Source organism: Enterobacter cloacae complex sp. BZL2005 (assembly GCF_049238885.1).
Taxonomy (GTDB): Bacteria; Pseudomonadota; Gammaproteobacteria; order Enterobacterales; family Enterobacteriaceae; genus Enterobacter; species Enterobacter roggenkampii.
In genome coordinates this window covers 37,031-59,785 of sequence record NZ_JBMKGI010000014.1, presented here as the reverse complement: position 1 = coordinate 59,785, position 22,755 = coordinate 37,031, and the positions used below count along the sequence as shown (strand labels likewise).

Annotated in this window: 19 protein-coding genes; 14 read left to right on the top strand and 5 right to left on the bottom strand. The window is 55.4% G+C overall.

The window, feature by feature from the left end; translation table 11 throughout:
• Positions 1-8 precede the first annotated feature (8 nt).
• Positions 9-8,267: a hemagglutinin repeat-containing protein gene (locus ACOTXI_RS19540; RefSeq protein ID WP_058653977.1), complete on the top strand. Its 8,259-nt coding sequence runs from the start codon at positions 9-11 to the stop codon at positions 8,265-8,267.
• A 53-nt stretch (positions 8,268-8,320) separates the two neighbouring features.
• On the opposite strand, the gene speA is transcribed toward ACOTXI_RS19540, so the two are convergent.
• The 4 genes from speA to ACOTXI_RS19520 all read right to left on the bottom strand — a co-directional run bounded on the left by speA (position 8,321) and on the right by ACOTXI_RS19520 (position 10,962).
• Positions 8,321-10,297: a biosynthetic arginine decarboxylase gene (gene speA, locus ACOTXI_RS19535; protein WP_008499744.1), complete on the bottom strand. Its 1,977-nt coding sequence runs from the start codon at positions 10,295-10,297 to the stop codon at positions 8,321-8,323.
• Positions 10,298-10,305: 8 nt separating this feature from the next.
• A complete protein-coding gene (gene yqgB / locus ACOTXI_RS19530) occupies positions 10,306-10,437 on the bottom strand; it encodes an acid stress response protein YqgB (RefSeq protein WP_127312443.1) in 132 nt (43 codons plus the stop codon).
• A 94-nt stretch (positions 10,438-10,531) separates the two neighbouring features.
• Positions 10,532-10,675, bottom strand: coding sequence for a hypothetical protein (locus ACOTXI_RS19525; protein WP_418250466.1), 144 nt, complete (start codon positions 10,673-10,675; stop codon positions 10,532-10,534).
• A gap of 116 nt (positions 10,676-10,791) precedes the next feature.
• On the bottom strand, positions 10,792-10,962 hold the full coding sequence (locus tag ACOTXI_RS19520) for a hypothetical protein (protein ID WP_045335271.1): 171 nt from the start codon (positions 10,960-10,962) through the stop codon (positions 10,792-10,794).
• Positions 10,963-11,100: 138 nt separating this feature from the next.
• Between ACOTXI_RS19520 and metK the strand changes: the two genes are divergently transcribed.
• The 8 genes from metK to ruvX all read left to right on the top strand — a co-directional run bounded on the left by metK (position 11,101) and on the right by ruvX (position 18,261).
• The gene (gene metK / locus ACOTXI_RS19515) at positions 11,101-12,255 is read left to right on the top strand and encodes a methionine adenosyltransferase (RefSeq protein WP_008499745.1); all 1,155 of its coding nucleotides are present in this window, start codon (positions 11,101-11,103) and stop codon (positions 12,253-12,255) included.
• Positions 12,256-12,696: 441 nt separating this feature from the next.
• Positions 12,697-14,094, top strand: a complete 1,398-nt coding sequence (gene galP / locus ACOTXI_RS19510) for a galactose/proton symporter (protein ID WP_008499747.1) — start codon at positions 12,697-12,699, stop codon at positions 14,092-14,094.
• A gap of 58 nt (positions 14,095-14,152) precedes the next feature.
• Positions 14,153-14,650, top strand: coding sequence for a SprT family zinc-dependent metalloprotease (locus tag ACOTXI_RS19505; RefSeq protein ID WP_058653978.1), 498 nt, complete (start codon positions 14,153-14,155; stop codon positions 14,648-14,650).
• 94 nt (positions 14,651-14,744) lie between these two features.
• Positions 14,745-15,452: a deoxyribonuclease I gene (endA, locus tag ACOTXI_RS19500; RefSeq protein WP_021242074.1), complete on the top strand. Its 708-nt coding sequence runs from the start codon at positions 14,745-14,747 to the stop codon at positions 15,450-15,452.
• A gap of 51 nt (positions 15,453-15,503) precedes the next feature.
• Entirely contained in the window at positions 15,504-16,235 is a 732-nt protein-coding gene (gene rsmE, locus ACOTXI_RS19495) for a 16S rRNA (uracil(1498)-N(3))-methyltransferase (protein WP_021242075.1), read from the top strand.
• A 19-nt stretch (positions 16,236-16,254) separates the two neighbouring features.
• Positions 16,255-17,202, top strand: a complete 948-nt coding sequence (gene gshB, locus ACOTXI_RS19490) for a glutathione synthase (RefSeq protein ID WP_058653979.1) — start codon at positions 16,255-16,257, stop codon at positions 17,200-17,202.
• A gap of 82 nt (positions 17,203-17,284) precedes the next feature.
• Positions 17,285-17,845: a YqgE/AlgH family protein gene (locus ACOTXI_RS19485; protein WP_008499752.1), complete on the top strand. Its 561-nt coding sequence runs from the start codon at positions 17,285-17,287 to the stop codon at positions 17,843-17,845.
• The gene (ruvX, locus tag ACOTXI_RS19480; protein ID WP_021242076.1) at positions 17,845-18,261 is read left to right on the top strand and encodes a Holliday junction resolvase RuvX; all 417 of its coding nucleotides are present in this window, start codon (positions 17,845-17,847) and stop codon (positions 18,259-18,261) included. The genes ACOTXI_RS19485 and ruvX overlap by 1 nt, the downstream gene beginning before the upstream one ends.
• Before the next feature lie 10 nt (positions 18,262-18,271).
• Here ruvX and ACOTXI_RS19475 read toward each other — a convergent pair whose 3' ends face one another.
• Entirely contained in the window at positions 18,272-19,252 is a 981-nt protein-coding gene (locus tag ACOTXI_RS19475; protein WP_421633959.1) for a type IV pilus twitching motility protein PilT, read from the bottom strand.
• A 17-nt stretch (positions 19,253-19,269) separates the two neighbouring features.
• On the opposite strand from ACOTXI_RS19475, the gene ACOTXI_RS19470 reads away from it, so the two are divergent.
• From ACOTXI_RS19470 to hemW, 5 genes are read left to right on the top strand one after another with little or no spacing between them, the layout of a single operon-like run.
• Positions 19,270-19,971 (top strand): YggS family pyridoxal phosphate-dependent enzyme, encoded by a 702-nt coding sequence (locus tag ACOTXI_RS19470; protein ID WP_008499756.1) that lies wholly within the window; start codon positions 19,270-19,272, stop codon positions 19,969-19,971.
• Positions 19,972-19,992: 21 nt separating this feature from the next.
• Complete coding sequence (locus tag ACOTXI_RS19465) at positions 19,993-20,559, top strand: YggT family protein (RefSeq protein WP_008499757.1); 567 nt, start codon at positions 19,993-19,995, stop codon at positions 20,557-20,559.
• Complete coding sequence (gene yggU / locus ACOTXI_RS19460; RefSeq protein ID WP_008499758.1) at positions 20,556-20,852, top strand: DUF167 family protein YggU; 297 nt, start codon at positions 20,556-20,558, stop codon at positions 20,850-20,852. Before ACOTXI_RS19465 ends, yggU begins: the two co-directional genes overlap by 4 nt.
• A gap of 3 nt (positions 20,853-20,855) precedes the next feature.
• Complete coding sequence (locus ACOTXI_RS19455) at positions 20,856-21,449, top strand: XTP/dITP diphosphatase (RefSeq protein ID WP_032653325.1); 594 nt, start codon at positions 20,856-20,858, stop codon at positions 21,447-21,449.
• Positions 21,442-22,590, top strand: coding sequence for a radical SAM family heme chaperone HemW (hemW, locus tag ACOTXI_RS19450; RefSeq protein WP_045416357.1), 1,149 nt, complete (start codon positions 21,442-21,444; stop codon positions 22,588-22,590). Before ACOTXI_RS19455 ends, hemW begins: the two co-directional genes overlap by 8 nt.
• The last annotated feature ends 165 nt before the right edge of the window (positions 22,591-22,755 follow it).

The window sequence follows — 22,755 nt, the reverse complement described above, 5'->3', positions numbered from 1 at the left end:
GAATTTTTATGAGCAATAATAAAACCTCAAAAACGAAGCTAACCGTAGGGAATTTGCATAAACACCTTTGCCCACTTTTTATTTCAATAGCGGGTATTCTCGCAGCTAATGCCGAAGCCGCAACGGTGCCGGATGCCAGCCAGAGTAAAGGGCCAACAATGGGTCAGGCGGCTAACGGCACACCAGTCGTGAATATCACCGATCCGAATGCGAAAGGCGTCTCGCATAATAAATTCGACCAGTTTAACGTTGATAAAAATGGCCTTATTTTTAACAACAGCATGCAGGATGGTGTGTCTAAGATCGGGGGTTACACGGTTAAAAACGCCCAGCTTGAGCATGAAGCAAAAGCAATTATCAGTGAAGTGACGGGAGCCCAGGCGTCCTATATTAACGGGACGATGGAAGTCTTCGGCAGAAAAGCGGACGTGATCGTTGCTAACCAAAACGGTATTAGCGTTAACGGCGCCACCACCATTAATGCCAACAGCCTGACGCTGAGTACCGGTAAGGTGCAGATGAAAGAGGACGGCAACTATAAACTAGCTGTTGAAAAAGGCACCGTGTCTCTCACAGGACAAGGCATTTCTACCGAAGGGCTAAGCTACTTCGACATTGTCAGCCGAAGTGCAAAACTGGAAGGTGAAATTGCCGGCCAGGCGGACGTTAAGGTAGTTGCCGGGCAGAACGATTACGATCTCTCCAGCCGCCAGCACACGACTCGCGCCACGGGTGACGGCCATACGCCGGATGTCGCGATTGACGGTCGGGCGATGGGGTCAATGTACGGTGGTAAAATTCAACTTATCAGCACCGAATCCGGCGCAGGCGTCCGTCATGAGGGCAGTATTATTGCCACGGGTGACATTGAGATCAGTGCGAACGGCGACGTGACGCTGACAGGTTTACGCAGCGATAAAAATGTCACTGTCAGCGGCAACAATATTGCCCTGAACAAAAACAGCAGCGGCACCGGAAGTACAGAAGCGCAAAATAATATTATCCTGCATGCGCTCTCTGGCATGACGGTGAATAACGACGTTATCTCCCGTAACGGCACAATCCGAATTGATGCCTCAACCCTGCTGCAAAATACGGCTGCTATCATTGCGCAAAACAGTGCCACAACAGCGGTACCCGCCATTCAGATTAATGTTGCCGGGCAGTACACCCTTTCCGGAAAACTAAAAGCGCTGGATGCTAACGGCGCTGTCATTTCCGGTGGCGTCGTGACGTTAAAAAATGGCGATTTTGTCGTCATCCAGAATGGCCAGCAGGTGCCCTTCAGCACCCTCGTCTCCGATGCGGAGATCGTCAGCAACAGTGGTAATGTCAACATCACCGCGGGCAGCATGACTAACAATGAAGGCGTTATTCTCGCGAAGAAAGGGACGCTGCAGTTCAACCTGACCGGTGCGTTTGAAAACAAGGGTTCCGTCAGCGCCACAGGGGATATCTGGATTGCATCAGGTTCAATGAAGAACAATGGCATCCTGTATGCCAGCAACGCCCAGACGCTGTCTGTCGGCCATCTCGACAACGCAGGCCGCCTCTACGCGGATAAAAACCTGGTTATGACCGCCAGCGCCCTGAACAACAGTGGTCATATTGGCGCTAATAGCGGGGAGATGCGCATTAAGGTCAACGGTGAGGTTTCAAACAGCGGCACCCTGAGCGGTAACGATGCGCTGATCTTCATTGATGCCGACGGCAACATCGTCAACGACGGCACCATTGCCAGCAACAAGCATGACGTGACGCTGGCATCCGGCGGCGACACGCTCAGCAATACCGGACGTATTGCAGGACGTAATGTCTCCACCCAGACCCGTAAAGCCAGTGCAACCGTCAGTAACAGCGGCACCATCAGTGCCAGCGAGAAACTGGCCATCGCAACCGCGAATCTGAAAAACCAGGCCGGCACGCTGAGTGCGACCACTGACATGCAGCTTGATGTCAAAAAAGAGCTACAGAATAGTCAAAAAGGCAGCATTATTGCCGGGAAGAACCTCACCATAAAGGGTGACGGCGCGCTGGCAGTACACAATGACGATGGGCTGATCCAGGGCGATAATATCAATGCCAGCGGAATTTCCAGCCTCTCTAACACCCATGACGCGCTGATCGCGGCAAGAGAAAACCTCTCCGTTACAGCGACATCGTTGCTTAACGACGCCTCAACCATTCAGGCCGGTAGCCTGACGCTCGATCGCGTCAGCACCGTCGATAACCTTAACGCCGCCACGCTGTATGCCAGCAAGACGCTGCAACTTACCCATCTCAACACGCTGAATAACACCGGCAGTTTTGTGATTTCTGACGGCACGCTGTCACTGTCCGATGTGAACACCCTCAATAACACTGAAGGTGCAACGCTATTCGGTGCTGGAAATACCACGCTGAGAAACGTAGGTACCCTTAATAACAGCGGCGCATCGATGATTAAATCGGATAATGCGCTCTCGATCGCGACGACCACGACGCTTAATAACAGCAGCGATGCAGTGATTGCCTCTGAGGGCAATCTGAATATCAGCGGCGTGAAGACGTTAAACAACCGCTCGGTGATCATCGGCAATGGCAATATCGCGATCGATGCCGTTGAGGAGCTGAAAAACGACGGTGTGGTTCAGGCAGGTCTGGATCTGATTATTCGCAACGTCAAAAACCTGGCCAACACAGGTGAAGGGCATGTTTTAGCTGCACTGCGTAACCTGACGATTGAAGACGTTGAGTCGCTCATCAACAGCGACGGCGCGGTCATCTCCGCCAATATGCAGACGGTGCTGAACGCCATCGGCGTTCTGACCAACCGCACGGCCGGTGTCATTCAGGCTGTAAACGGCCCGCTGGAGATTGTCGCCAACACGTTGAGCAACATTGGCAGCCTCACCGCAGAGGACGGGCAGCAGTCGGTGTCCACTCTCGTGGCGGGCGGCGACATTACGATCAATGCGCAAAACATGCTTAACACCGAACAGGCGGTGATTGTGTCGACGCAGAGCGATCTGTCAGTTAATGTCGCTAATAATCTGATCAACGCCAATGCAGCGGTACTATCGGGTGCCAACAATACGAACCTTAACGTAGCGGGCGGGACGATTAGCAACGAAAAAAATGCCCTGATCGCCGGGAATAACATCACGATTAATGCCTCGCAGCTGAATAATCATGATTCCGGCACGACCTCTGCCAGAAACGACCTCAACATCCATACCGGTTCATTCAATAACATCAATGGCATCCTCGAAGCGGGTCATGATTTATTGCTCAAGGTAAAAGACTCCATCGCGCTGAATGACAATAACCGCAGTATTCGTGCAGGTCATGATATGACGCTCAGCACGGAAGGTACGCTGTACAACAACACCATGATGGAAGCCATCGGCAACCTGACGCTCCAGGCAGACGGTAAAGTGATCAACAGCAAGTCTGTGGTCACGGGGGGTGATTTACACATCAACGCTAATGAGGTAATGAACAACAGCAACAGCCTGCTCTGGTCGTTAGGGAAGATGGATATTAATGCCCACGACGGTGCCTTTGTTAATGACTATAACGGTAACGTGCTGAGCATGGGTGACATGTCGCTCATCGCGAAAACGATTATCAACTCCGCCGGGATCATTCGCTCCGAACAGAACATCAATATTGATGCGGCCTCTCTGGAAAACCAGAGCACCTATACGGGTGGCACCATTTCGCAAACCCAAACGCAGGATGCCGTGGGTCAATGGGCCGGTATTGATAATGTGATGACGCAGGTCAGGATTACCACGGTTCTGCACATCCCGGTTCTGGCGTCAGATATCGCTATGAGTAAGCTCGGCGAAATCAGCGCCGGGAAAGATATTAATATTAACCAGCGCGGCATTTTCGACGAAAAAGAGGTTAAAAATAACGGCGGCCTGATCCAGGCGGGACGTGATATCACCATCACGGGTAATCTGCTGAACTCGCCAACCTATACCTCCGAATCCATGTATGACTATCTGAATCTCATCCTTGAGCAACCGATAGTACTGACCGACTACTGGAAGGTGGCAGCAGAGCACTACACGACGCTGACCTTCAACTCGCTCTATCAATACCTTGATTTCATCTTTGGTGACGGCGCACCTGCAACCAAAAGCGGTACCCAGGATCCAAACAGAGAGCGTAGCTATAAATCGCTTCTCGACGCCGCGAATGACTCAACCCAGCTCAACTACGTCATGAGCAAAGTGTTTGGTGAAACGTGGAATTCGCAAGATTACGCGACCCTGAACACGGCATGGCATAACCTGGTAAGCAATGACACCAGCATTACCCCTCTGAAGACGAATATGATCTACTTCGTGCCTTCAGAAAAAGGTGAAATCACGGCGGGTCGTAACTTTACGCACAATGGCGGCACGCTGGATAACGGCCTGGCTAACGCTGGCACAATCAAAGAAAACGCCAAAATTGAGAATATCGACGTGGGTGACTACACCATCGACACCGCCGTCGCGGGCTATGATGTTGCCATCAATACCAAAAAGCTGAATGAACTGGCCATGGGGATCAGCCCACTGCCGACCATCAAGGATTTGGTCTCTCTGCCGGGCATGTTTGAAGTCACTGACGAATTCAAAAAAGCCTCTGAGGCGGCGAAAAACGGTACCGAATACAGCGGCCCGGCCAACCACATCATTCCGATTTTCGAAACGCGCCCGGAAATGATCGATCAGAGCAAGTACAGCGGCTCTGACTACTATTTCGACAAGGTGGATTACACTACCACCGAAACCGTTAACGTCATTGGCGATAACTACTTTATCTCCGAACTGATTCGTCGAGAGATCAGCCGCTCCGTAGGCAGCATGTTTGCGATACGAGACGGTCTTGAAGGCGATGCGCTGGTACAAAACCTGATGGATAACGCCGGTATTGCGGCGAAAAACAGCGATCTAAATCTGGTGGTGGGGCAGCCTCTGAGCGAAGAGCAGCGCAATGGGCTAACCCAGGATATCGTCTGGTTCGTGAGCCAGAACATCAAAGGGACGGAAGTGCTGGTGCCGGTGGTCTACCTTTGCCCTGAAACCCTTAGCCAGCTGGCTAACGGTGATATCAGTAAAGGCACAGCGTCCATTGCAGCCGGAAATAGCCTTTCAGTTGATGCCACCGCCATTAACAACGTGAACGGTACCCTCTCCTCTAAGGGTGACGTCACGCTGAAATCCAAAGGGGATATTAACAACATCAGCAATGCGACAGATGCTGGCATCTCGGCGGGCGGTAACGTCTCAATGACGTCGGAAAATGGCAGCATTGCCTCAAACGGCGCGGCAGTGAACGCCGGTGGCGACATTGACATGAAGGCTGAAAAGGGCGACATCACCCTGACCGCATCTGTCGGACACGGCGAAGACGGCAAGCAGAAGATTCATGCGCACGATGATGGCGTCACCGCAGGCGGCAGTATCAACATGCAGGCGAAAACCATCACTTCCAACGCGGCTGATATTACGGCAGGCCAGGACGTGAATATGAAGGCGAGCGAAGGTGACGTCACCTTCAACGACCTGCATCAGATTGATTCTAACCGTACCATCAATACCGAGATCAACGGTCTGTCCAGCTATACCACCACCGACACCAAAACGGTGACCGGCGAAGCTATCGGCGCAACCGTCAAGGCTGGCGGCAATGTGCAGATTGATGCCAGCAAGAATGTGGTCATCGAAGGCGGCAGCATTGACGCGAAAAGCGGCTCCATCAACGCGGCAGAAAACGTTGAGATAAAGACGTCTGAAAACGTGTCCGCTGAGGAACACACCACACAGTCTCGCCAGTTTGTTGCTGAGGCCGGCATCAGCGGCGCCGGTAAATCCGCCTCGGCTTCCTACGGCAAAAACGACGGCACCACAAAAAATACCACCTCTGGCGACTACACCAGCGCAGGCGGTAATTCTGAAACCTCCGCGATTGGTGCCAAACCGGGCCGCGCACCGATCACCGATACTGCCGGTTTCAGGGTGGGTATGGAAGACACAACCGATACCGTGTCGACCCAGAGCAAGCAGAACACCAACGCGTCCATTAATTTTACCGATTCCGGCTCCGTAAATGCAGGAAAAACGGCGGATATTGGCGGCGCTGACCTCTCCGCCGGAGATAAGCTCAGCATTAACGCGAAGGATGTCGCAAGCACCAAATACGAGGATGAAACCAAAACCACCGTCGCACATAAAGACCGCTTTGTCGGTGTTTCAGGTGAGGCCCACAGTGCGGTAGTTGATGCGATCGACAAAACCGGGAATCTCATTGATAAATCGCAGCAAGGCCAGTCGATTAACAGCGGAACCACGACGGCGGAAGTGCTGGGCGATGTGTCCAACATCATGCTAAACGATCTTGCTGGCGGCTCCGTCACTTTCGGCGGGAACACGACAAAAACGAAAGAAACGCGCACCGCAACGGCGGAAAATACCACCAATATTAATGCTAAAAACGTCAGCATTAATTCGACCAACGATACCACGCTCAACGGCGTGAACGTGAACTCGCAGAATACGGAGATCAATGCGGGTGGTAATGTGGACATTAACGCAGCGAAATCAACGACCTCTTACACCAATGAAACCGAAAAACACAAAGGCGGTCTTACCGCAGGCGTGGGAGTGGATATAACCGGCGCAAGCGGCGGTATTTCAGTCGATTACAACGGCAGTACGGAACACGGCTCGGGTAACTCTACGTCGTATAAGAACAGTACTATCAACGGCAACACGGTGACAGTGAACGCTGGCGGTGATATGAACATGAAGGGCGCTAACATCGATGCAGAAAAAGCGGATGTTAACGTTGCAGGCGATATGAATATCACCTCCGTGCAGAATCCCGAGCACACCGAAAGCAGCCGCGGTAACTGGGGCGCTTCTGTGGGCATCTCCGTCTCGGCAGCGGGCATCATCCCGAACGCGTCCGTCAACGGGGGCGGCGGCTCTGAAAGTTACGATTCGTCTAAAACAGCGAAGCAATCCGGTATCAATACCAGCGGCGAGCTGAATGTGAAAACCGGAGGCGACCTCAATATGACCGGGGCTAATCTGGTATCTCAGGATGGCACCGGATCGGTGAACGTTGCGGGTGATATCAATGCGAAAACGCTGGAAGACCACGTTGAGCAGGATGGTCTGTACGGCGGTGGCGGCATTGGCCTGAGCAATGGCGTAGTGCCTTCCGGTAACATCTACGTCGACACCGTGGATGAAATTCACTACAACGAAACGCAGAAATCCACTATCGCCGTGGGTGACACCACCAGTGCGGCAGTGAATGGCGATCTCAATACCAATAAAGATGAAATGTCGGTTGTCACGCGTGATGAGAAAGAAGCAGGAAATAACATTTCCTACACGCTTGCCGATCCGGGGATTCGTAAGAAGAAGAAAAGCGGCGCTGACGCAGACAGCGATACTCCAGCGAAGCCGGATGACGGCCATACGGACGATGGCGGCTGCCCTCAGAAGTGTACGCCGACTAAGCCAGGCTCAACGCAGCAGCAGACGACAACCACGACGCGTACAACGTCTGATTCTCAGCATATGACGATTGAGAAAACGACGGCGACAACGACCTCCACGTCCGCCTCTTCGGTGGTCCATAAGGAGGCCGTCGCGTCTGAAACCGCACGCAGTGAAGCCGTGCCAAACGTTGCGCCGTCAACGTCCCAGCCGCTGACGCCAAAAGCGAAACCAGAGGCCGCAACGGTTACACCAAAAGCGAAACCAGAAGCCACAACGGTTACGCCAGTGAAGAAATGGGCCGTACCGGAAACTAACTATCCGGTGCTCTCTCCTGGCTCTGCAACGGGTAAAACCGGTAAAGACATGCCGAAAACACCGGACCACAGGAAGTGGAATGGCGACATGACCAACGGCGTTGCGCCATCCAGCAACACCAAAGGCGATGACGTCAAGCTCTCGCCGGGTTCGTCCACCGGTCAGACCGGGATGGATATGCCGAAAACGCCGGAACACAAGCAGTGGAATGGCGACATGACCAACGGCGTTGCGCCATCCAGCAACACCAAAGGGAATGACGTTAAGCTTTCTCCGGGGTCGTCCACCGGTCAGACCGGGATGGACATGCCGAAAACGCCGGAACACAAGAAGTGGAATGGCGACATGAGCAAAGATGCGATGAACGCGCGTCCACAGTGGAAGGCGTTGCAAATCGATCGACCGATTGATATCTATGCTCCGGTAACCATTACCTTCACCGACGAGCAGTACAGCTAAAACAAAAGGGTCTGACTTTCGTCAGACCCTTTTTTTAACGCCCCTTTCGAACGTTATTCGTCTTCCAGATACGTATATCCGTACAGACCCGCTTCAAACTCTTCCAGGAACTGCTGCTGCAGCGCATCGTCCAGCCCGGTGTTTTTCACCTGGTCGCGGAACTGCGTGAGCAGGGTTTTCGGATCCAGCTGAACGTATTCCAGCATGTCCGCCACGGTATCCCCTTCGTCAGACAGCTCAACTTCCACGCTGCCGTCAGGGAAGACAAACACGTCAACCGCCTCGGTATCGCCGAACAGGTTGTGCATGTTGCCGAGGATCTCCTGATACGCGCCGACCATAAAGAAGCCCAGCATTGGCGGGTTCTCCGGGTCGTATTCTGGCATTGGCATCGTCGTGGCGATACCGTCGCCGTCCACGTAGTGGTCGATGGCGCCGTCAGAGTCGCAGGTGATGTCCAGCAGCACCGCGCGACGTTCCGGGGCATGATTCAATCCTTCCAGCGGCAGAACCGGGAACAGCTGATCGATACCCCAGGCATCCGGCATCGACTGGAACAGCGAGAAGTTGACGTAAATCTTATCCGCCATACGCTCCTGCAGCTCGTCGATTATCGGACGGTGGGCGCGGTTGCTCGGGTCGAGCTGCTTCTGCACTTCATGGCACATATTCAAATAGAGCTGCTCTGCCCACGCGCGCTCCTGCAGGCTGAAGGTGCCTGAAGAGTAGCCGACGTGAATGTCGTGCAGATCCATCTGGCTGTCGTGCAGCCATTCGCGCAGGGAACGACGCGTGCCCGGCTCGTGCATCTCCTGCCAGGTTTCCCACATGCTTTGCAGGGAACGCGGGGCATCGTCTGCCGGCGGCGTCGCTTCGGTGGTTTCGCTGCGCTCAACGCCGATAATGTTAGAGACCAGCACCGTATGGTGCGCGGTCACCGCGCGACCGGATTCGGTAATCACCGTCGGGTGCGGCAGGCCGTTCTCTTCACAGGCGTCGCCGATCGCCCAGATGATGTTGTTCGCGTATTCGTTCAGGCCATAGTTCACGGAACAATCAGATTGTGAGCGGGTCCCTTCATAGTCCACGCCCAGGCCGCCGCCCACGTCGAAGCACTGAATATTCACGCCAAGCTTGTGCAGCTCAACGTAGAAACGCGCCGACTCTCGCACGCCGGTGGCGATATCGCGAATGTTGGCCATCTGCGAGCCGAGGTGGAAGTGCAGCAGCTGAATGCTGTCCAGACGACCACGCTCGCGCAGAATTTCTACCAGCTGCAGCACCTGGTTGGCCGCCAGGCCGAACTTGGATTTTTCACCGCCGGAGGACTGCCATTTTCCGGAACCCTGTGACGCCAGACGCGCACGCACGCCAAGGCGCGGCACCACGTTCAGACGCTCGGCCTCTTCCAGCACGATGGCGATTTCAGTCATCTTCTCGATAACCAGATAGACCTTGTGGCCCATCTTCTCGCCAATCAGCGCCAGACGAATGTATTCGCGGTCTTTATAGCCGTTACAGACGATCACTGAACGGGTCATCCCCGCATGCGCCAGCACGGCCATCAGTTCGGCTTTTGAACCTGCCTCCAGCCCCAGCGGCTCGCCGGAGTGGATCAGCGATTCAATCACGCGGCGGTGCTGGTTTACCTTGATCGGGTAAACCAGGAAGTAGTCGCCTTTATAGCCGTAGGATTCACGCGCGCGTTTGAACGCGGCGTTAATCGAACGCAGGCGATGTTGCAGGATCTGCGGGAAGCAGAACAGTGCAGGCAAACGCTGGCCCTGAGCCTCACGGGCTTTCACCAGTTTGGCGAGATCCACGCGCGCTTCAGGGACGTCGGGATCCGGGCAGACGCTGATGTGGCCCAGTTCGTTGACGTCGTAGTAGTTATTGCCCCACCAGGCAATATTGTAAGTGCGCAGCATCTTGCTGGCTTCCTCGGAGCTCATCGCAACCTCCTGCATAGAACGTAGTACACCCTGTTCGCCCGCTGACGAAGGCGAAAAAGAAGACATGTCGTCAGACATAGCGAACCTCAACTCTTTGTATTAAGTGTAAAACAGTTGACTACTATCGCAGCGTTATACGGCGATAACAACCCATAAACGGCTCCGTTTCCCAGCAGAGTATGCTGAAATCCAGACCGTGCGACCGGTTTCTTATTCATATCATTGTAAAACACGTATCCGAACTCTGTATGACAAGGTTCGGCGAAACCACGAGAAAACTCTTGTATTAACAAGAGCGCCCTTGTTCAGTTTTCACAAAGCGTGACCGGCCCTGGAATCCTGAGAAGCGCCGAGATGGGTATAACATCGGCAGGTTTGCAGACTAGAAATGCGGGTTGCGGGAATCAAATGCGCGCCAGAACGGCTGCGCTGAATTAGCGGAAAACGATGGTTCATTATCTCGTATCACCTCCACGGCCGCCTCTGCTGAAACGGACCCCAAGCCAAAGCTAAAAGTTCACTGCTTTACCCGGCTGGAAGTGGCGACACGATGAGTTCATCGAGCGCTTATTTTATATGAGCCGCGCGCCGCGTTTTATACCGAGAAGGGGGCTAAAAAGCAAAACAAAAATGCGCGTGTTGCCAGCACCGTCAGGAATTTTTGCCAGCAGCAATTTCAACTGAGTGAGAGATGAGTCAAAAAAAACTGGAAATCGGGTGAAGAAGTGACCTAAAATAGCCATCCAGATGTTAATCCATCTATACTGATTAACACTCATACTGCCAGTGTCAAAAACCTGCAGGCCTTGGTAGAATTATCTCCTTTGGCTATTCCACACAGCAGCTTGAGCTAACCAAATTCCTCTTAGGTGAAATAAAACATGGCAAAACACCTGTTTACGTCCGAGTCCGTATCAGAAGGACATCCTGATAAAATTGCTGACCAAATCTCCGATGCGGTGCTGGATGCGATCCTCGCGCAGGATCCAAAAGCACGCGTCGCGTGTGAAACCTATGTCAAAACCGGCATGGTTCTGGTTGGCGGTGAGATCACCACCAGCGCATGGGTTGATATCGAAGAGATCACCCGTAACACGGTGCGTGAGATCGGTTATGTGCATTCTGATATGGGCTTTGATGCCAACTCCTGCGCGGTACTGAGCGCAATTGGCAAACAGTCTCCAGACATCAACCAGGGCGTTGACCGTGCCGATCCGCTGGAACAGGGCGCGGGCGACCAGGGCCTGATGTTCGGCTATGCAACCAACGAAACCGACGTGCTGATGCCAGCACCGGTCACCTACGCACACCGTCTGGTGCAGCGTCAGGCTGAAGTGCGTAAGAACGGCACCCTGCCGTGGCTGCGCCCGGATGCGAAGAGCCAGGTCACCTTCCAGTACGACGACGGTAAAATTGTCGGTATTGACGCGGTGGTTCTGTCTACCCAGCATGCCGAAGATATCGATCAGAAATCCCTGCAGGAAGCGGTGATGGAAGAGATCATCAAGCCGGTTCTGCCAACCGAATGGCTGAGCAGCGCCACCAAATTCTTCATCAACCCGACCGGACGCTTTGTTATCGGCGGCCCAATGGGTGACTGCGGCCTGACCGGTCGTAAAATCATCGTTGATACCTACGGCGGCATGGCGCGTCACGGTGGCGGTGCATTCTCCGGTAAAGATCCATCAAAAGTGGACCGTTCTGCAGCGTACGCGGCACGTTATGTGGCGAAAAACATCGTGGCTGCCGGCCTGGCTGACCGCTGTGAGATTCAGGTTTCCTATGCTATCGGCGTGGCTGAGCCCACCTCCATCATGGTGGAAACCTTTGGTACCGAGAAAGTGCCTTCAGAACAGCTGACCCTGCTGGTGCGCGAGTTCTTCGACCTGCGTCCATACGGCCTGATTCAGATGCTGGATCTGCTGCACCCAATCTACAAAGAAACCGCTGCATACGGTCACTTTGGTCGTGAACATTTCCCATGGGAAAAAACCGACAAAGCCGCCCTGCTGCGTGAAGCTGCCGGTCTGAAGTAATCGACTGACATCGCTTTTAAAAGGCCAGCCTTCGGGCTGGCCTTTTGCATTTGTGCGATCATCCTTGCCCGGCGGCGCTTCGCTTGCACGGGCCTACGAGTTTTGGGCATTTGTAGGCCGGGTAAAGCGCAGCCGCCACCCGGCTGAAAGGCGCACTATTTGGAACCGATTACACCGCACCGGCAGCTCTCCGCTTTCAGACTATTCTCTTTGCATGATCGCCATTCTTCTGCTGTTACATTCCCTTTCAGTTAAGTCTGAAATATCTCCTTTCGCGATGCGCCTCACTTCATTTACCTCTATATTTTCAAAGCTTTAATTTTATTTACGGTTGCACACGAGTGTAACCGATTACACCTATGTGATTAATCTCACATATTTTTACGGGTCGCTCACCTACCCTTACCATCAATAAAACTGATAACCCAACTGGAGGGCATAATGCCTGACAATAAAAAACAGGGGCGTACGTCCAACAAGGCGATGACATTCTTCGTCTGTTTCCTCGCCGCCCTGGCAGGATTACTTTTTGGCCTGGATATCGGCGTGATTGCCGGTGCATTACCTTTCATCACTGACGAGTTTCAGATTAGCGCTCACACCCAGGAATGGGTGGTCAGCTCCATGATGTTCGGTGCGGCCGTTGGGGCCGTCGGCAGCGGCTGGCTCTCCTTCAAACTCGGACGTAAAAAGAGCCTGATGATTGGCGCGATCCTTTTCGTGGCCGGCTCACTCTTCTCCGCTGCTGCACCTAACGTTGAGGTCCTGCTGGTTTCCCGCGTGCTGCTCGGTCTGGCCGTGGGCGTGGCGTCCTATACCGCCCCGCTCTACCTGTCTGAAATCGCGCCGGAGAAAATCCGCGGCAGTATGATTTCGATGTACCAGCTCATGATCACCATCGGTATTCTCGGTGCATACCTTTCCGATACCGCGTTTAGCTACAGCGGCGCATGGCGCTGGATGCTCGGCGTGATCATCATCCCTGCGGTTCTGCTGCTGATTGGCGTCTTCTTCCTGCCGGACAGCCCGCGCTGGTTTGCTGCAAAACGTCGCTTCCACGATGCCGAACGCGTGCTGATGCGCCTGCGCGATACCAGCGCGGAAGCGAAAAACGAGCTGGAAGAGATCCGCGAAAGCCTGAAGGTCAAACAGTCCGGCTGGGCGCTGTTTAAAGAGAACAGCAACTTCCGTCGCGCCGTTTTCCTCGGCGTACTGCTGCAGGTGATGCAGCAGTTCACGGGGATGAACGTCATCATGTACTACGCGCCCAAAATCTTTGAGCTGGCGGGTTATACCAACACCACCGAGCAGATGTGGGGGACCGTCATCGTGGGTCTGACCAACGTGCTGGCGACCTTTATCGCCATCGGTCTGGTGGACCGCTGGGGACGTAAGCCAACCCTGACGCTGGGCTTCCTGGTGATGGCGGCCGGTATGGGCGTCCTCGGTACCATGATGCATGTGGGCATTCACTCCCCAACCGCCCAGTACTTTGCGGTAGGCATGCTGCTGATGTTTATCGTCGGGTTTGCGATGAGCGCCGGGCCGCTGATCTGGGTGCTGTGCTCTGAGATCCAGCCGCTGAAAGGGCGTGATTTTGGTATCACCTGCTCTACCGCAACGAACTGGATTGCCAACATGATCGTCGGCGCAACGTTCCTGACCATGCTCAACACTCTGGGTAATGCCAATACCTTCTGGGTCTACGCCGGTCTGAACATCTTCTTCATTGTGCTGACTATCTGGCTGGTTCCAGAAACCAAACACGTGTCTCTGGAACATATTGAACGTAACCTGATGAAAGGTCGCCCGCTGCGCGAAATCGGCGCCCACGACTGATCCTCTTACGGGAGGCGCCTCTTGCGCCTCCCCGCTTCCCGCTTTATGCTCTGCCCCTATGAAAGCTCCCCGTCTCCCCATCGCCATTCAGCAAGCCGTTATGCGCAGCCTGCGGGAAAAACTCGCGCAGGCGAACCTGAAGCTTGGTCGCAATTACCCTGAACCCAAACTCGTCTACCAGCAGCGTGGCACCTCGGCCGGTACCGCCTGGCTGGAATCCTATGAGATCCGCCTGAACCCGGTTCTGATGATGGAAAACCAGCAGGCGTTTATTGATGAAGTGGTGCCGCACGAGCTGGCGCACCTGCTGGTGTGGAAACACTTCGGACGCGTCGCCCCCCACGGCAAGGAGTGGAAGTGGATGATGGAAGCGGTGCTCGGCGTTCCGGCGCGCAGAACCCATCAGTTCGAGCTGGAATCGGTGCGCCGCAATACCTTCCCCTACCGCTGCCAGTGTCAGCAACATCAGCTTACCGTCCGCCGCCATAATCGCGTGGTGCGCGGCGAGGCAACCTACCGCTGCGTGAAATGCTGCGAGCCGCTGGTGGCGGAATAATTGTCTGAACGTTCAGGAACTTTCCTGATCTGACTGATTGCATACAGGAAAAACATTCGTTACGTTGCGGGCTCGTTTTGACACGGAGTGTAAGATGTCCCGTAATTTTTCTCTCGCGGTCGCCTTTCTGACGACGGCGCTCTCAGGCCACGCCCTGGCCGACGGTATCAACAGTTTCTCTCAGGCCAAAGCGGCCGGTGTAAAGGTCAACGCTGACGTACCGGGCGATTTCTACTGCGGCTGTAAAATTAACTGGCAGGGTAAAAAAGGGGTCGTTGACCTTGAGTCCTGCGGCTACAAGGTGCGTAAAAACGAAAACCGCGCCAGCCGTATTGAATGGGAACATGTCGTTCCGGCATGGCAGTTTGGCCACCAGCGCCAGTGCTGGCAGGATGGCGGACGTAAAAACTGCGCCAAAGATCCGGTATACCGCCAGATGGAAAGCGACATGCATAACCTGCAGCCCGCGGTGGGCGAAGTGAACGGCGATCGCGGCAACTTCATGTACAGCCAGTGGAACGGTGGCGAAGGTCAGTACGGCCAGTGCGGTATGAAGATTGATTTTAAAGAGAAAGTCGCCGAGCCCCCTGCCCGCGCGCGCGGCAGCATTGCCCGCACCTATTTCTATATGCGTGACCGTTACGATCTCAACCTCTCCCGCCAGCAGACCCAGTTGTTCAACGCCTGGGACAAGCAGTACCCGGTGACGGAGTGGGAATGCCAGCGCGACGAGCGTATCGCCAGAGTCCAGGGGAATCACAACCCTTACGTCCAGCGGGCTTGCCAGGCGCAAAAGAGCTAACCTACACTACGGCAATTCGCTTATATCGCATGACACATGGAATTTCTGACTATGCGCATTCCCCGCATTTACCATCCTGAACTGATTACCGCAGGCCGCGAAATCGCCCTGTCTGATGACGCCGCTAACCACGTTGGCCGCGTGCTGCGCATGGGCGCCGGCCAGGCAATACAATTGTTCGACGGCTCTAACCAGGTTTTCGACGCGGAAATCACGCGGGCGGATAAAAAAAGCGTACACGTGAACGTCCTGCGTGGTGAAGTGGATGACCGGGAATCACCGCTGCATATCCATCTGGGCCAGGTGATGTCGCGCGGCGAGAAAATGGAGTTTACGATTCAGAAATCCATTGAACTGGGTGTAAGCCTCATTACGCCACTTTTTTCTGAGCGCTGTGGCGTTAAACTGGATGCGGAACGTCTGAACAAAAAGATCCAGCAGTGGCAGAAAATTGCCATCGCGGCTTGCGAACAGAGTGGCCGCAACCGTATTCCGGAGATCCGCCCGGCGATGGATCTGGAGGAGTGGTGTGCAGAAGAGGACAGTGGGCTGAAGCTCAATCTTCATCCGCGCGCCAGCGCCAGCATCAATACGCTGCCGCTGCCCGTTGAGCGCGTTCGCCTGCTGATTGGCCCCGAAGGCGGCCTGTCGGCGGACGAAATTGCGATGACGGCACGTTACCAGTTTACTGATATTCTGTTGGGACCTCGCGTTCTGCGCACTGAGACAACGGCACTCACGGCCATTACCGCGCTACAGGTACGGTTTGGCGATCTGGGTTGACGCATTATTGGAGAGAAAGATGATCAAGCTCGGCATCGTGATGGACCCCATCGCAAACATCAACATCAAGAAAGATTCCAGCTTCGCCATGCTGCTGGAAGCGCAGCGTCGCGGCTATGAACTCCACTATATGGAGATGAACGATCTTTACCTGATCAACGGTGAAGCCCGCGCGCGCACCCGCATCGTTAACGTCGAGCAGAACTACGACAAATGGTATGAATTTGGCACAGAGCAGGACATTGCCCTGGCCGATCTCAACGTCATTCTGATGCGTAAAGATCCGCCGTTCGACACCGAGTATATCTACTGCACCTATATCCTTGAACGTGCAGAAGAGAAAGGCACGCTGATCGTCAACAAGCCGCAGAGCCTGCGCGACTGTAACGAGAAGCTCTATACCGCCTGGTTCTCTGACCTGACCCCGGAAACCCTGGTGACCCGCAGCAAAGCGCAGTTGAAGGCATTCTGGCAGAAGCACGGCGACATCATCATGAAGCCGCTGGACGGGATGGGCGGCGCGTCGATTTTCCGCGTGAAAGAAGGCGACCCGAACATTGGCGTGATTGTCGAAACCCTGACCGAACTGGGCACCCGTTACTGCATGGCCCAGAACTATATTCCGGCGATCAAGGACGGCGACAAACGCGTGCTGGTGGTGGATGGCGAACCGGTCCCTTACTGCCTGGCGCGTATCCCGCAGGGTGGCGAAACCCGTGGTAACCTGGCGGCCGGCGGTCGCGGTGAGCCGCGCCCGTTGACCGAAAGCGACTGGGAAATTGCCCGCCGCGTCGGCCCGACGCTGAAAGCCAAAGGCCTGATCTTCGTCGGACTGGATATCATCGGCGATCGTCTGACCGAAGTGAACGTCACCAGCCCGACCTGCATTCGTGAAATTGAAGCGGAATTCCCGGTCTCGATCACCGGAATGCTGATGGACGCCATCGAAAAACGCCTGCAGAAATAACCCACCAATGAGTGACAGCGCCCGGGTTTCTCCGCATACTGGTCGCTGTCGCTTTTTAAACCAGGAAACAGTACCTCTGACAATGAATTTACAGCATCACTTTCTTATTGCCATGCCTGCTCTCCAGGACCCGATTTTTCGCCGCGCCGTGGTTTATATTTGTGAATACAATGAAGACGGCGCGATGGGTATTATCATTAATAAACCGCTGGAAAATCTTCAGGTTGAAGGGATTCTGGACAAGCTGAAAATCCCGGCTGAAGCGCGACTGCCGGAGATCCGGCTTGATAAGCCCGTGATGCTGGGTGGACCTCTTGCAGAAGATCGCGGCTTTATCCTGCATACGCCGCCGGTGTTCTCTTCCAGTATTCGAATTTCGGATAACACCGTCATCACCACCTCACGTGACGTGCTCGAAACGCTGGGCACCGCAGAGCAGCCTTCTGAAGTGCTGGTGGCGCTGGGCTATTCGTCGTGGGAGAAAGGCCAGCTTGAGCAGGAGATCCTCGATAACGCCTGGCTCACCGCCCCTGCGGACATGAATATCCTGTTTAAAACGCCGATTGCCGATCGCTGGCGCGACGCGGCGAAGTTGATTGGCATTGATATCCTGACCATGCCTGGCGTAGCGGGGCACGCCTGATGAGCGGAACGCTTCTGGCCTTCGATTTTGGCACTAAAAGCATTGGCGTCGCCGTGGGGCAGCGCATCACCGGTACCGCGCGTCCGCTTACCGCCCTGAAGGCCAACGACGGTACGCCGGACTGGAACCTCATTGAGCGTCTGCTCAAAGAGTGGCAGCCGGATGACGTGATTGTCGGATTACCGCTCAACATGGACGGTACCGAACAGCCGCTGACTGCCCGGGCGCGTAAGTTCGCCAATAAAATCCATGGCCGCTTTGGCGTCTCCGTGAAGCTGCACGACGAGCGTCTCAGCACCGTCGAAGCGCGTGCGGGTCTGTTTGAGCACGGTGGCTTCCGGGCGCTGAACAAAGGCAGCGTGGACTCCGCTTCTGCCGTCATCATCCTCGAAAGCTATTTCGAGCAGGGCTTTTAAGCACAGGGGCCTAGAGCCGCCCCTGCACCCGTCTCTCCGCCTGGCTCTGGTCAAAGTTCTGCATGCCTGCCTGCTGACCGGTTTGAATGATACCGGGCAGCTGCCACGTTTTTCCCTCGCGAATGAGATTCGCCGCCGCCGCGGTATTCACCAGCAGCTCATACAGCGCGACGCGCCCGTCCTGTAAGTCAGGCACCAGCTTCTGCGCCAGCACCGCCCGCAGGCTGCCGGCCAGCTGGTTACGCACCGGATCTTTCTCCTGCGCCGGGAACGTATCGACCAGCCGCTCAATCGCCTGCGATGCCCCGCGCGTATGCAGCGTCGCCAGCACCAGATGCCCGGTCTCCGCTGCCGTTAACGCCAGGCGGATCGTTTCGCTGTCGCGCAGCTCTCCCAGCAAAATCACGTCCGGATCCTGGCGTAAGGCACTGCGCAGCGCGTCGGCAAATGACGGGCTATGCTGGCCGATCTCCCGCTGCTGGATCAGGCAACGCTCGCTCTGATAGATAAACTCCACCGGATCTTCGAGCGTGAGAATATGGCCGTCAGTATGGTGGTTGAGAAAATCGACCATCGCCGCCAGCGTCGTGGATTTGCCGCTGCCGGTCGCCCCCGTCACCAGAATCAACCCGGACGCATTGGTTAACAGTTCCGGGATTGCCCTCGGCGCGCCCAGCGAAGCGAGCTGCGGACAGGTACGCGGCAACAGCCGCAGCGTCACAGAGACTCCGCGCATCTGCTTAAAGGCACTGCCGCGCAGGCGCTGGCCTCCCGCCACCGTCGCGGCAAAATCCACCTGCCCGTTGGCCCACCATATCCCCTGCTGCTCATCGTTGAGCCACGCTTTTAACAACGCCCCGAGGTCCGGAGAGGGAAACGGTGCCGGTTCAAGGCGGCCCGTTCTGCGCCAGCGAGGTGGCGAATCACTGCACAGGTGTAGATCGGAGACGTTATGCTTTACACTAAGGGCCACAATTTCTTCCACATCCATAGACTACTCCTCGGAAAATGAACGACATTGCGCATAACCTGGCACAGGTCCGGGACAAAATCTCAGCCGCCGCAACGCGTTGCGGCCGGGCTTCAGAAGAAATTACGCTACTTGCAGTCAGCAAAACCAAGCCTGCGAGCGCCATCGCAGAAGCCATTGACGCAGGCCAGCGGGCGTTTGGTGAAAACTACGTCCAGGAAGGCGTGGATAAAATTCGCTACTTCCAGGAACAGGGGAAGACGGATCTGCAGTGGCACTTTATCGGCCCACTGCAGTCGAACAAAAGCCGTCTGGTGGCGGAGCACTTCGACTGGTGCCATACCGTTGACCGTCTGCGCATTGCGACACGCCTGAACGACCAGCGTCCGGCAGAGATGCCAGCGCTTAACGTGCTGATTCAAATCAACATCAGCGATGAAAACAGCAAGTCCGGTATTGCGCTGAGCGAGCTGGATGCGCTGGCAGCCGAGGTGGCCGAACTGCCGCGCTTAAGCCTGCGTGGTTTGATGGCAATCCCGGCGCCTGAGTCAAGTTATGAAAGGCAGTTTGCCGTGGCACAGCAAATGGCTGTAGCATTTGAGGCGCTTAAAGCGCGCTATAACACGGTAGACACGCTTTCTCTGGGCATGTCGGATGATATGGAAGCCGCCATTGCGGCAGGCAGCACGATGGTGCGCATCGGCACGGCAATTTTCGGTGCGCGCGACTACTCAAAATAATAAGGAAACCTGAGGAACGCCATGAAGACGTTGACTTTCCTGCTCTCAACGGTCATTGAGCTGTACACGATGGCGCTTTTGCTGCGCGTCTGGATGCAGTGGGCCCGCTGTGATTTTTACAATCCGTTCTCGCAGTTTGTCGTGAAAATCACGCAGCCTGTTGTCGGACCGCTGCGCCGTATTATCCCGGCCATGGGGCCCATCGACAGTTCGTCTCTGCTGGTGGCGTTTATTCTGAGCGTTATCAAAGCGATTGTGCTGTTTATGGTCTTCACCTTCCAGCCGATTATCTGGATTGTCGCCGTCCTGATTTTGATCAAAACCATCGGTCTGCTGATCTTCTGGGTGCTGCTGGTCATGGCGATCATGAGCTGGGTGAGCCAGGGCCGTAGCCCGGTGGAGTACGCCTTGATTCAGCTGACCGAGCCGCTGCTGCGCCCGATCCGTAACCTGCTTCCGTCTATGGGCGGCATCGATTTTTCGCCGATGATCCTGGTTCTGCTGCTCTATGTGATCAACATGGGGGTCGCTGAACTGCTGCAGTCCACGGGCGATATGCTGCTGCCGGGGCTGTGGATGGCGCTATGAGTGCCGTAAGCACCTGCGCTGACGGGCTGGTTTTACGGCTGTATATTCAGCCGAAAGCCAGCCGTGACGGTATTGTTGGACTGCATGGCGACGAGTTAAAAGTCGCCATCACTGCCCCGCCGGTTGACGGCCAGGCGAACGCGCATCTGACCAAATATCTGGCAAAACAGTTTCGCGTCGCCAAAAGCCAGGTCATCATTGAAAAAGGCGAACTGGGGCGACATAAACAGGTAAAAATCCTTAATCCGCAATCTATCCCGACGGAAGTCGCGGCTCTGACAGAACAGGACTAAACCATGCAGAAAGTTGTTCTCGCGACCGGCAACGCCGGTAAAGTGCGCGAGCTGGCCTCGCTATTAAATGATTTTGGTCTGGACGTGGTCGCCCAGACCGATCTTGGCGTGGATTCCGCCGAAGAGACGGGGCTGACGTTTATCGAAAACGCGATCATTAAAGCGCGCCACGCTGCGCAGGTAACTGGCCTCCCCGCGATTGCCGACGACTCCGGCCTGGCCGTAGACGCCCTCGGCGGCGCGCCGGGGATCTACTCTGCCCGCTATTCCGGCGTTGACGCTACCGACCAGCAGAATCTGGAAAAGCTGCTTGTCGCCCTGAAAGACGTCCCGGACGAGCAGCGCACCGCGCAGTTCCACTGCGTGCTGGTCTATCTGCGTCACGCGGAAGACCCGACGCCGATCGTCTGCCACGGCAGCTGGCCGGGCGTGATTACCCGTGAAGCAGCTGGCAAAGGCGGCTTTGGCTATGACCCGATTTTCTTTGTCCCTTCCGAGGGCAAAACCGCTGCGGAACTGACCCGCGAAGAAAAAAGTGCGATATCCCACCGCGGACGCGCGCTGAAACTGTTACTGGAAGCACTGCGTAATGGCTAATTTGCCACCTCTGAGTCTGTATATTCACATCCCGTGGTGCGTGCAAAAATGCCCGTACTGCGATTTCAACTCGCACGCGCTGAAGGGCGAAGTGCCGCACGATGACTACGTTGCGCATCTGCTGGCCGACCTGGATGCCGATGTACCTTACGCACAGGGACGTGAAGTTAAGACCATTTTCATTGGTGGCGGTACGCCGAGCCTGCTGTCAGGCCCGGCGATGCAAACGCTGCTGGACGGCGTGCGCGCGCGCCTGAACCTGGCAGCGGATGCTGAAATTACGATGGAAGCCAACCCCGGCACCGTTGAAGCCGACCGTTTTGTCGACTATCAGCGCGCGGGCGTGAACCGCATCTCCATCGGCGTGCAGAGCTTTAGCGAGCCGAAGCTGAAGCGCCTGGGGCGTATTCACGGCCCGGAAGAGGCGAAGCGCGCGGCAAACCTGGCGACCGGCCTTAATCTTCGCAGCTTTAACCTGGATCTGATGCACGGCCTGCCGGATCAGTCTCTGGAAGAGGCGCTGGACGATTTGCGCCAGGCCATTGCGCTGAATCCCCCTCATCTGTCGTGGTATCAGCTCACCATCGAGCCCAACACCCTGTTTGGCTCGCGTCCGCCGGTGCTGCCGGATGACGACGCGCTGTGGGATATCTTCGAGCAGGGTCACCAGCTGTTAACCGCTGCGGGCTATCAGCAGTACGAAACGTCGGCCTATGCGAAGCCGGGCTATCAGTGTCAGCACAACCTGAACTACTGGCGCTTTGGCGACTATCTGGGCATTGGCTGCGGCGCGCACGGCAAGGTGACCTTCCCGGACGGGCGTATTCTGCGTACTGCCAAAACCCGCCACCCGCGCGGGTATATGGAAGGCCGCTACCTGGAGCGTCAGCACGACGTCGAGGCGGCGGATAAGCCGTTTGAGTTCTTTATGAACCGCTTCCGTCTGCTGGAAGCCGCGCCGCGCGCTGAGTTTGCGCTGTACACCGGGCTGCCAGAGTCGGTGATTCGCCCGCAGATCGACGAAGCGCTGGCGCAGGGGTATCTCACGGAATGTGCGGAATACTGGCAGATCACCGAGCACGGCAAACTGTTCCTCAATTCCCTTCTTGAGCTGTTCCTCGCCGAAGAAGCTGAAGGCTGATTCAGGATTTTGCATCCCGTTCTGCCGGCTGAGGGAAAGGCTGGCAGAGTGTGGAGATGATCGACCTGAAGAAACAGTCGATCACCATGGGTAAAGGATGTTAAAAAGTGTTCACCATGTCCCCGAACACCTGTCTACCATGTCCCCGAACCGTACACCCTAAAA

Bases quoted from the DNA above. Each gene is read 5' to 3' on its own strand.
- ACOTXI_RS19540 (WP_058653977.1), top strand. From the start codon at position 9: ATGAGCAATAATAAAACCTCAAAAACGAAGCTAACCGTAGGGAATTTG.
- speA (WP_008499744.1), bottom strand. From the start codon at position 10,297: ATGTCTGACGACATGTCTTCTTTTTCGCCTTCGTCAGCGGGCGAACAG.
- yqgB (WP_127312443.1), bottom strand. From the start codon at position 10,437: ATGAATAAGAAACCGGTCGCACGGTCTGGATTTCAGCATACTCTGCTG.
- ACOTXI_RS19525 (WP_418250466.1), bottom strand. From the start codon at position 10,675: ATGAACCATCGTTTTCCGCTAATTCAGCGCAGCCGTTCTGGCGCGCAT.
- ACOTXI_RS19520 (WP_045335271.1), bottom strand. From the start codon at position 10,962: ATGGCTATTTTAGGTCACTTCTTCACCCGATTTCCAGTTTTTTTTGAC.
- metK (WP_008499745.1), top strand. From the start codon at position 11,101: ATGGCAAAACACCTGTTTACGTCCGAGTCCGTATCAGAAGGACATCCT.
- galP (WP_008499747.1), top strand. From the start codon at position 12,697: ATGCCTGACAATAAAAAACAGGGGCGTACGTCCAACAAGGCGATGACA.
- ACOTXI_RS19505 (WP_058653978.1), top strand. From the start codon at position 14,153: ATGAAAGCTCCCCGTCTCCCCATCGCCATTCAGCAAGCCGTTATGCGC.
- endA (WP_021242074.1), top strand. From the start codon at position 14,745: ATGTCCCGTAATTTTTCTCTCGCGGTCGCCTTTCTGACGACGGCGCTC.
- rsmE (WP_021242075.1), top strand. From the start codon at position 15,504: ATGCGCATTCCCCGCATTTACCATCCTGAACTGATTACCGCAGGCCGC.
- gshB (WP_058653979.1), top strand. From the start codon at position 16,255: ATGATCAAGCTCGGCATCGTGATGGACCCCATCGCAAACATCAACATC.
- ACOTXI_RS19485 (WP_008499752.1), top strand. From the start codon at position 17,285: ATGAATTTACAGCATCACTTTCTTATTGCCATGCCTGCTCTCCAGGAC.
- ruvX (WP_021242076.1), top strand. From the start codon at position 17,845: ATGAGCGGAACGCTTCTGGCCTTCGATTTTGGCACTAAAAGCATTGGC.
- ACOTXI_RS19475 (WP_421633959.1), bottom strand. From the start codon at position 19,252: ATGGATGTGGAAGAAATTGTGGCCCTTAGTGTAAAGCATAACGTCTCC.
- ACOTXI_RS19470 (WP_008499756.1), top strand. From the start codon at position 19,270: ATGAACGACATTGCGCATAACCTGGCACAGGTCCGGGACAAAATCTCA.
- ACOTXI_RS19465 (WP_008499757.1), top strand. From the start codon at position 19,993: ATGAAGACGTTGACTTTCCTGCTCTCAACGGTCATTGAGCTGTACACG.
- yggU (WP_008499758.1), top strand. From the start codon at position 20,556: ATGAGTGCCGTAAGCACCTGCGCTGACGGGCTGGTTTTACGGCTGTAT.
- ACOTXI_RS19455 (WP_032653325.1), top strand. From the start codon at position 20,856: ATGCAGAAAGTTGTTCTCGCGACCGGCAACGCCGGTAAAGTGCGCGAG.
- hemW (WP_045416357.1), top strand. From the start codon at position 21,442: ATGGCTAATTTGCCACCTCTGAGTCTGTATATTCACATCCCGTGGTGC.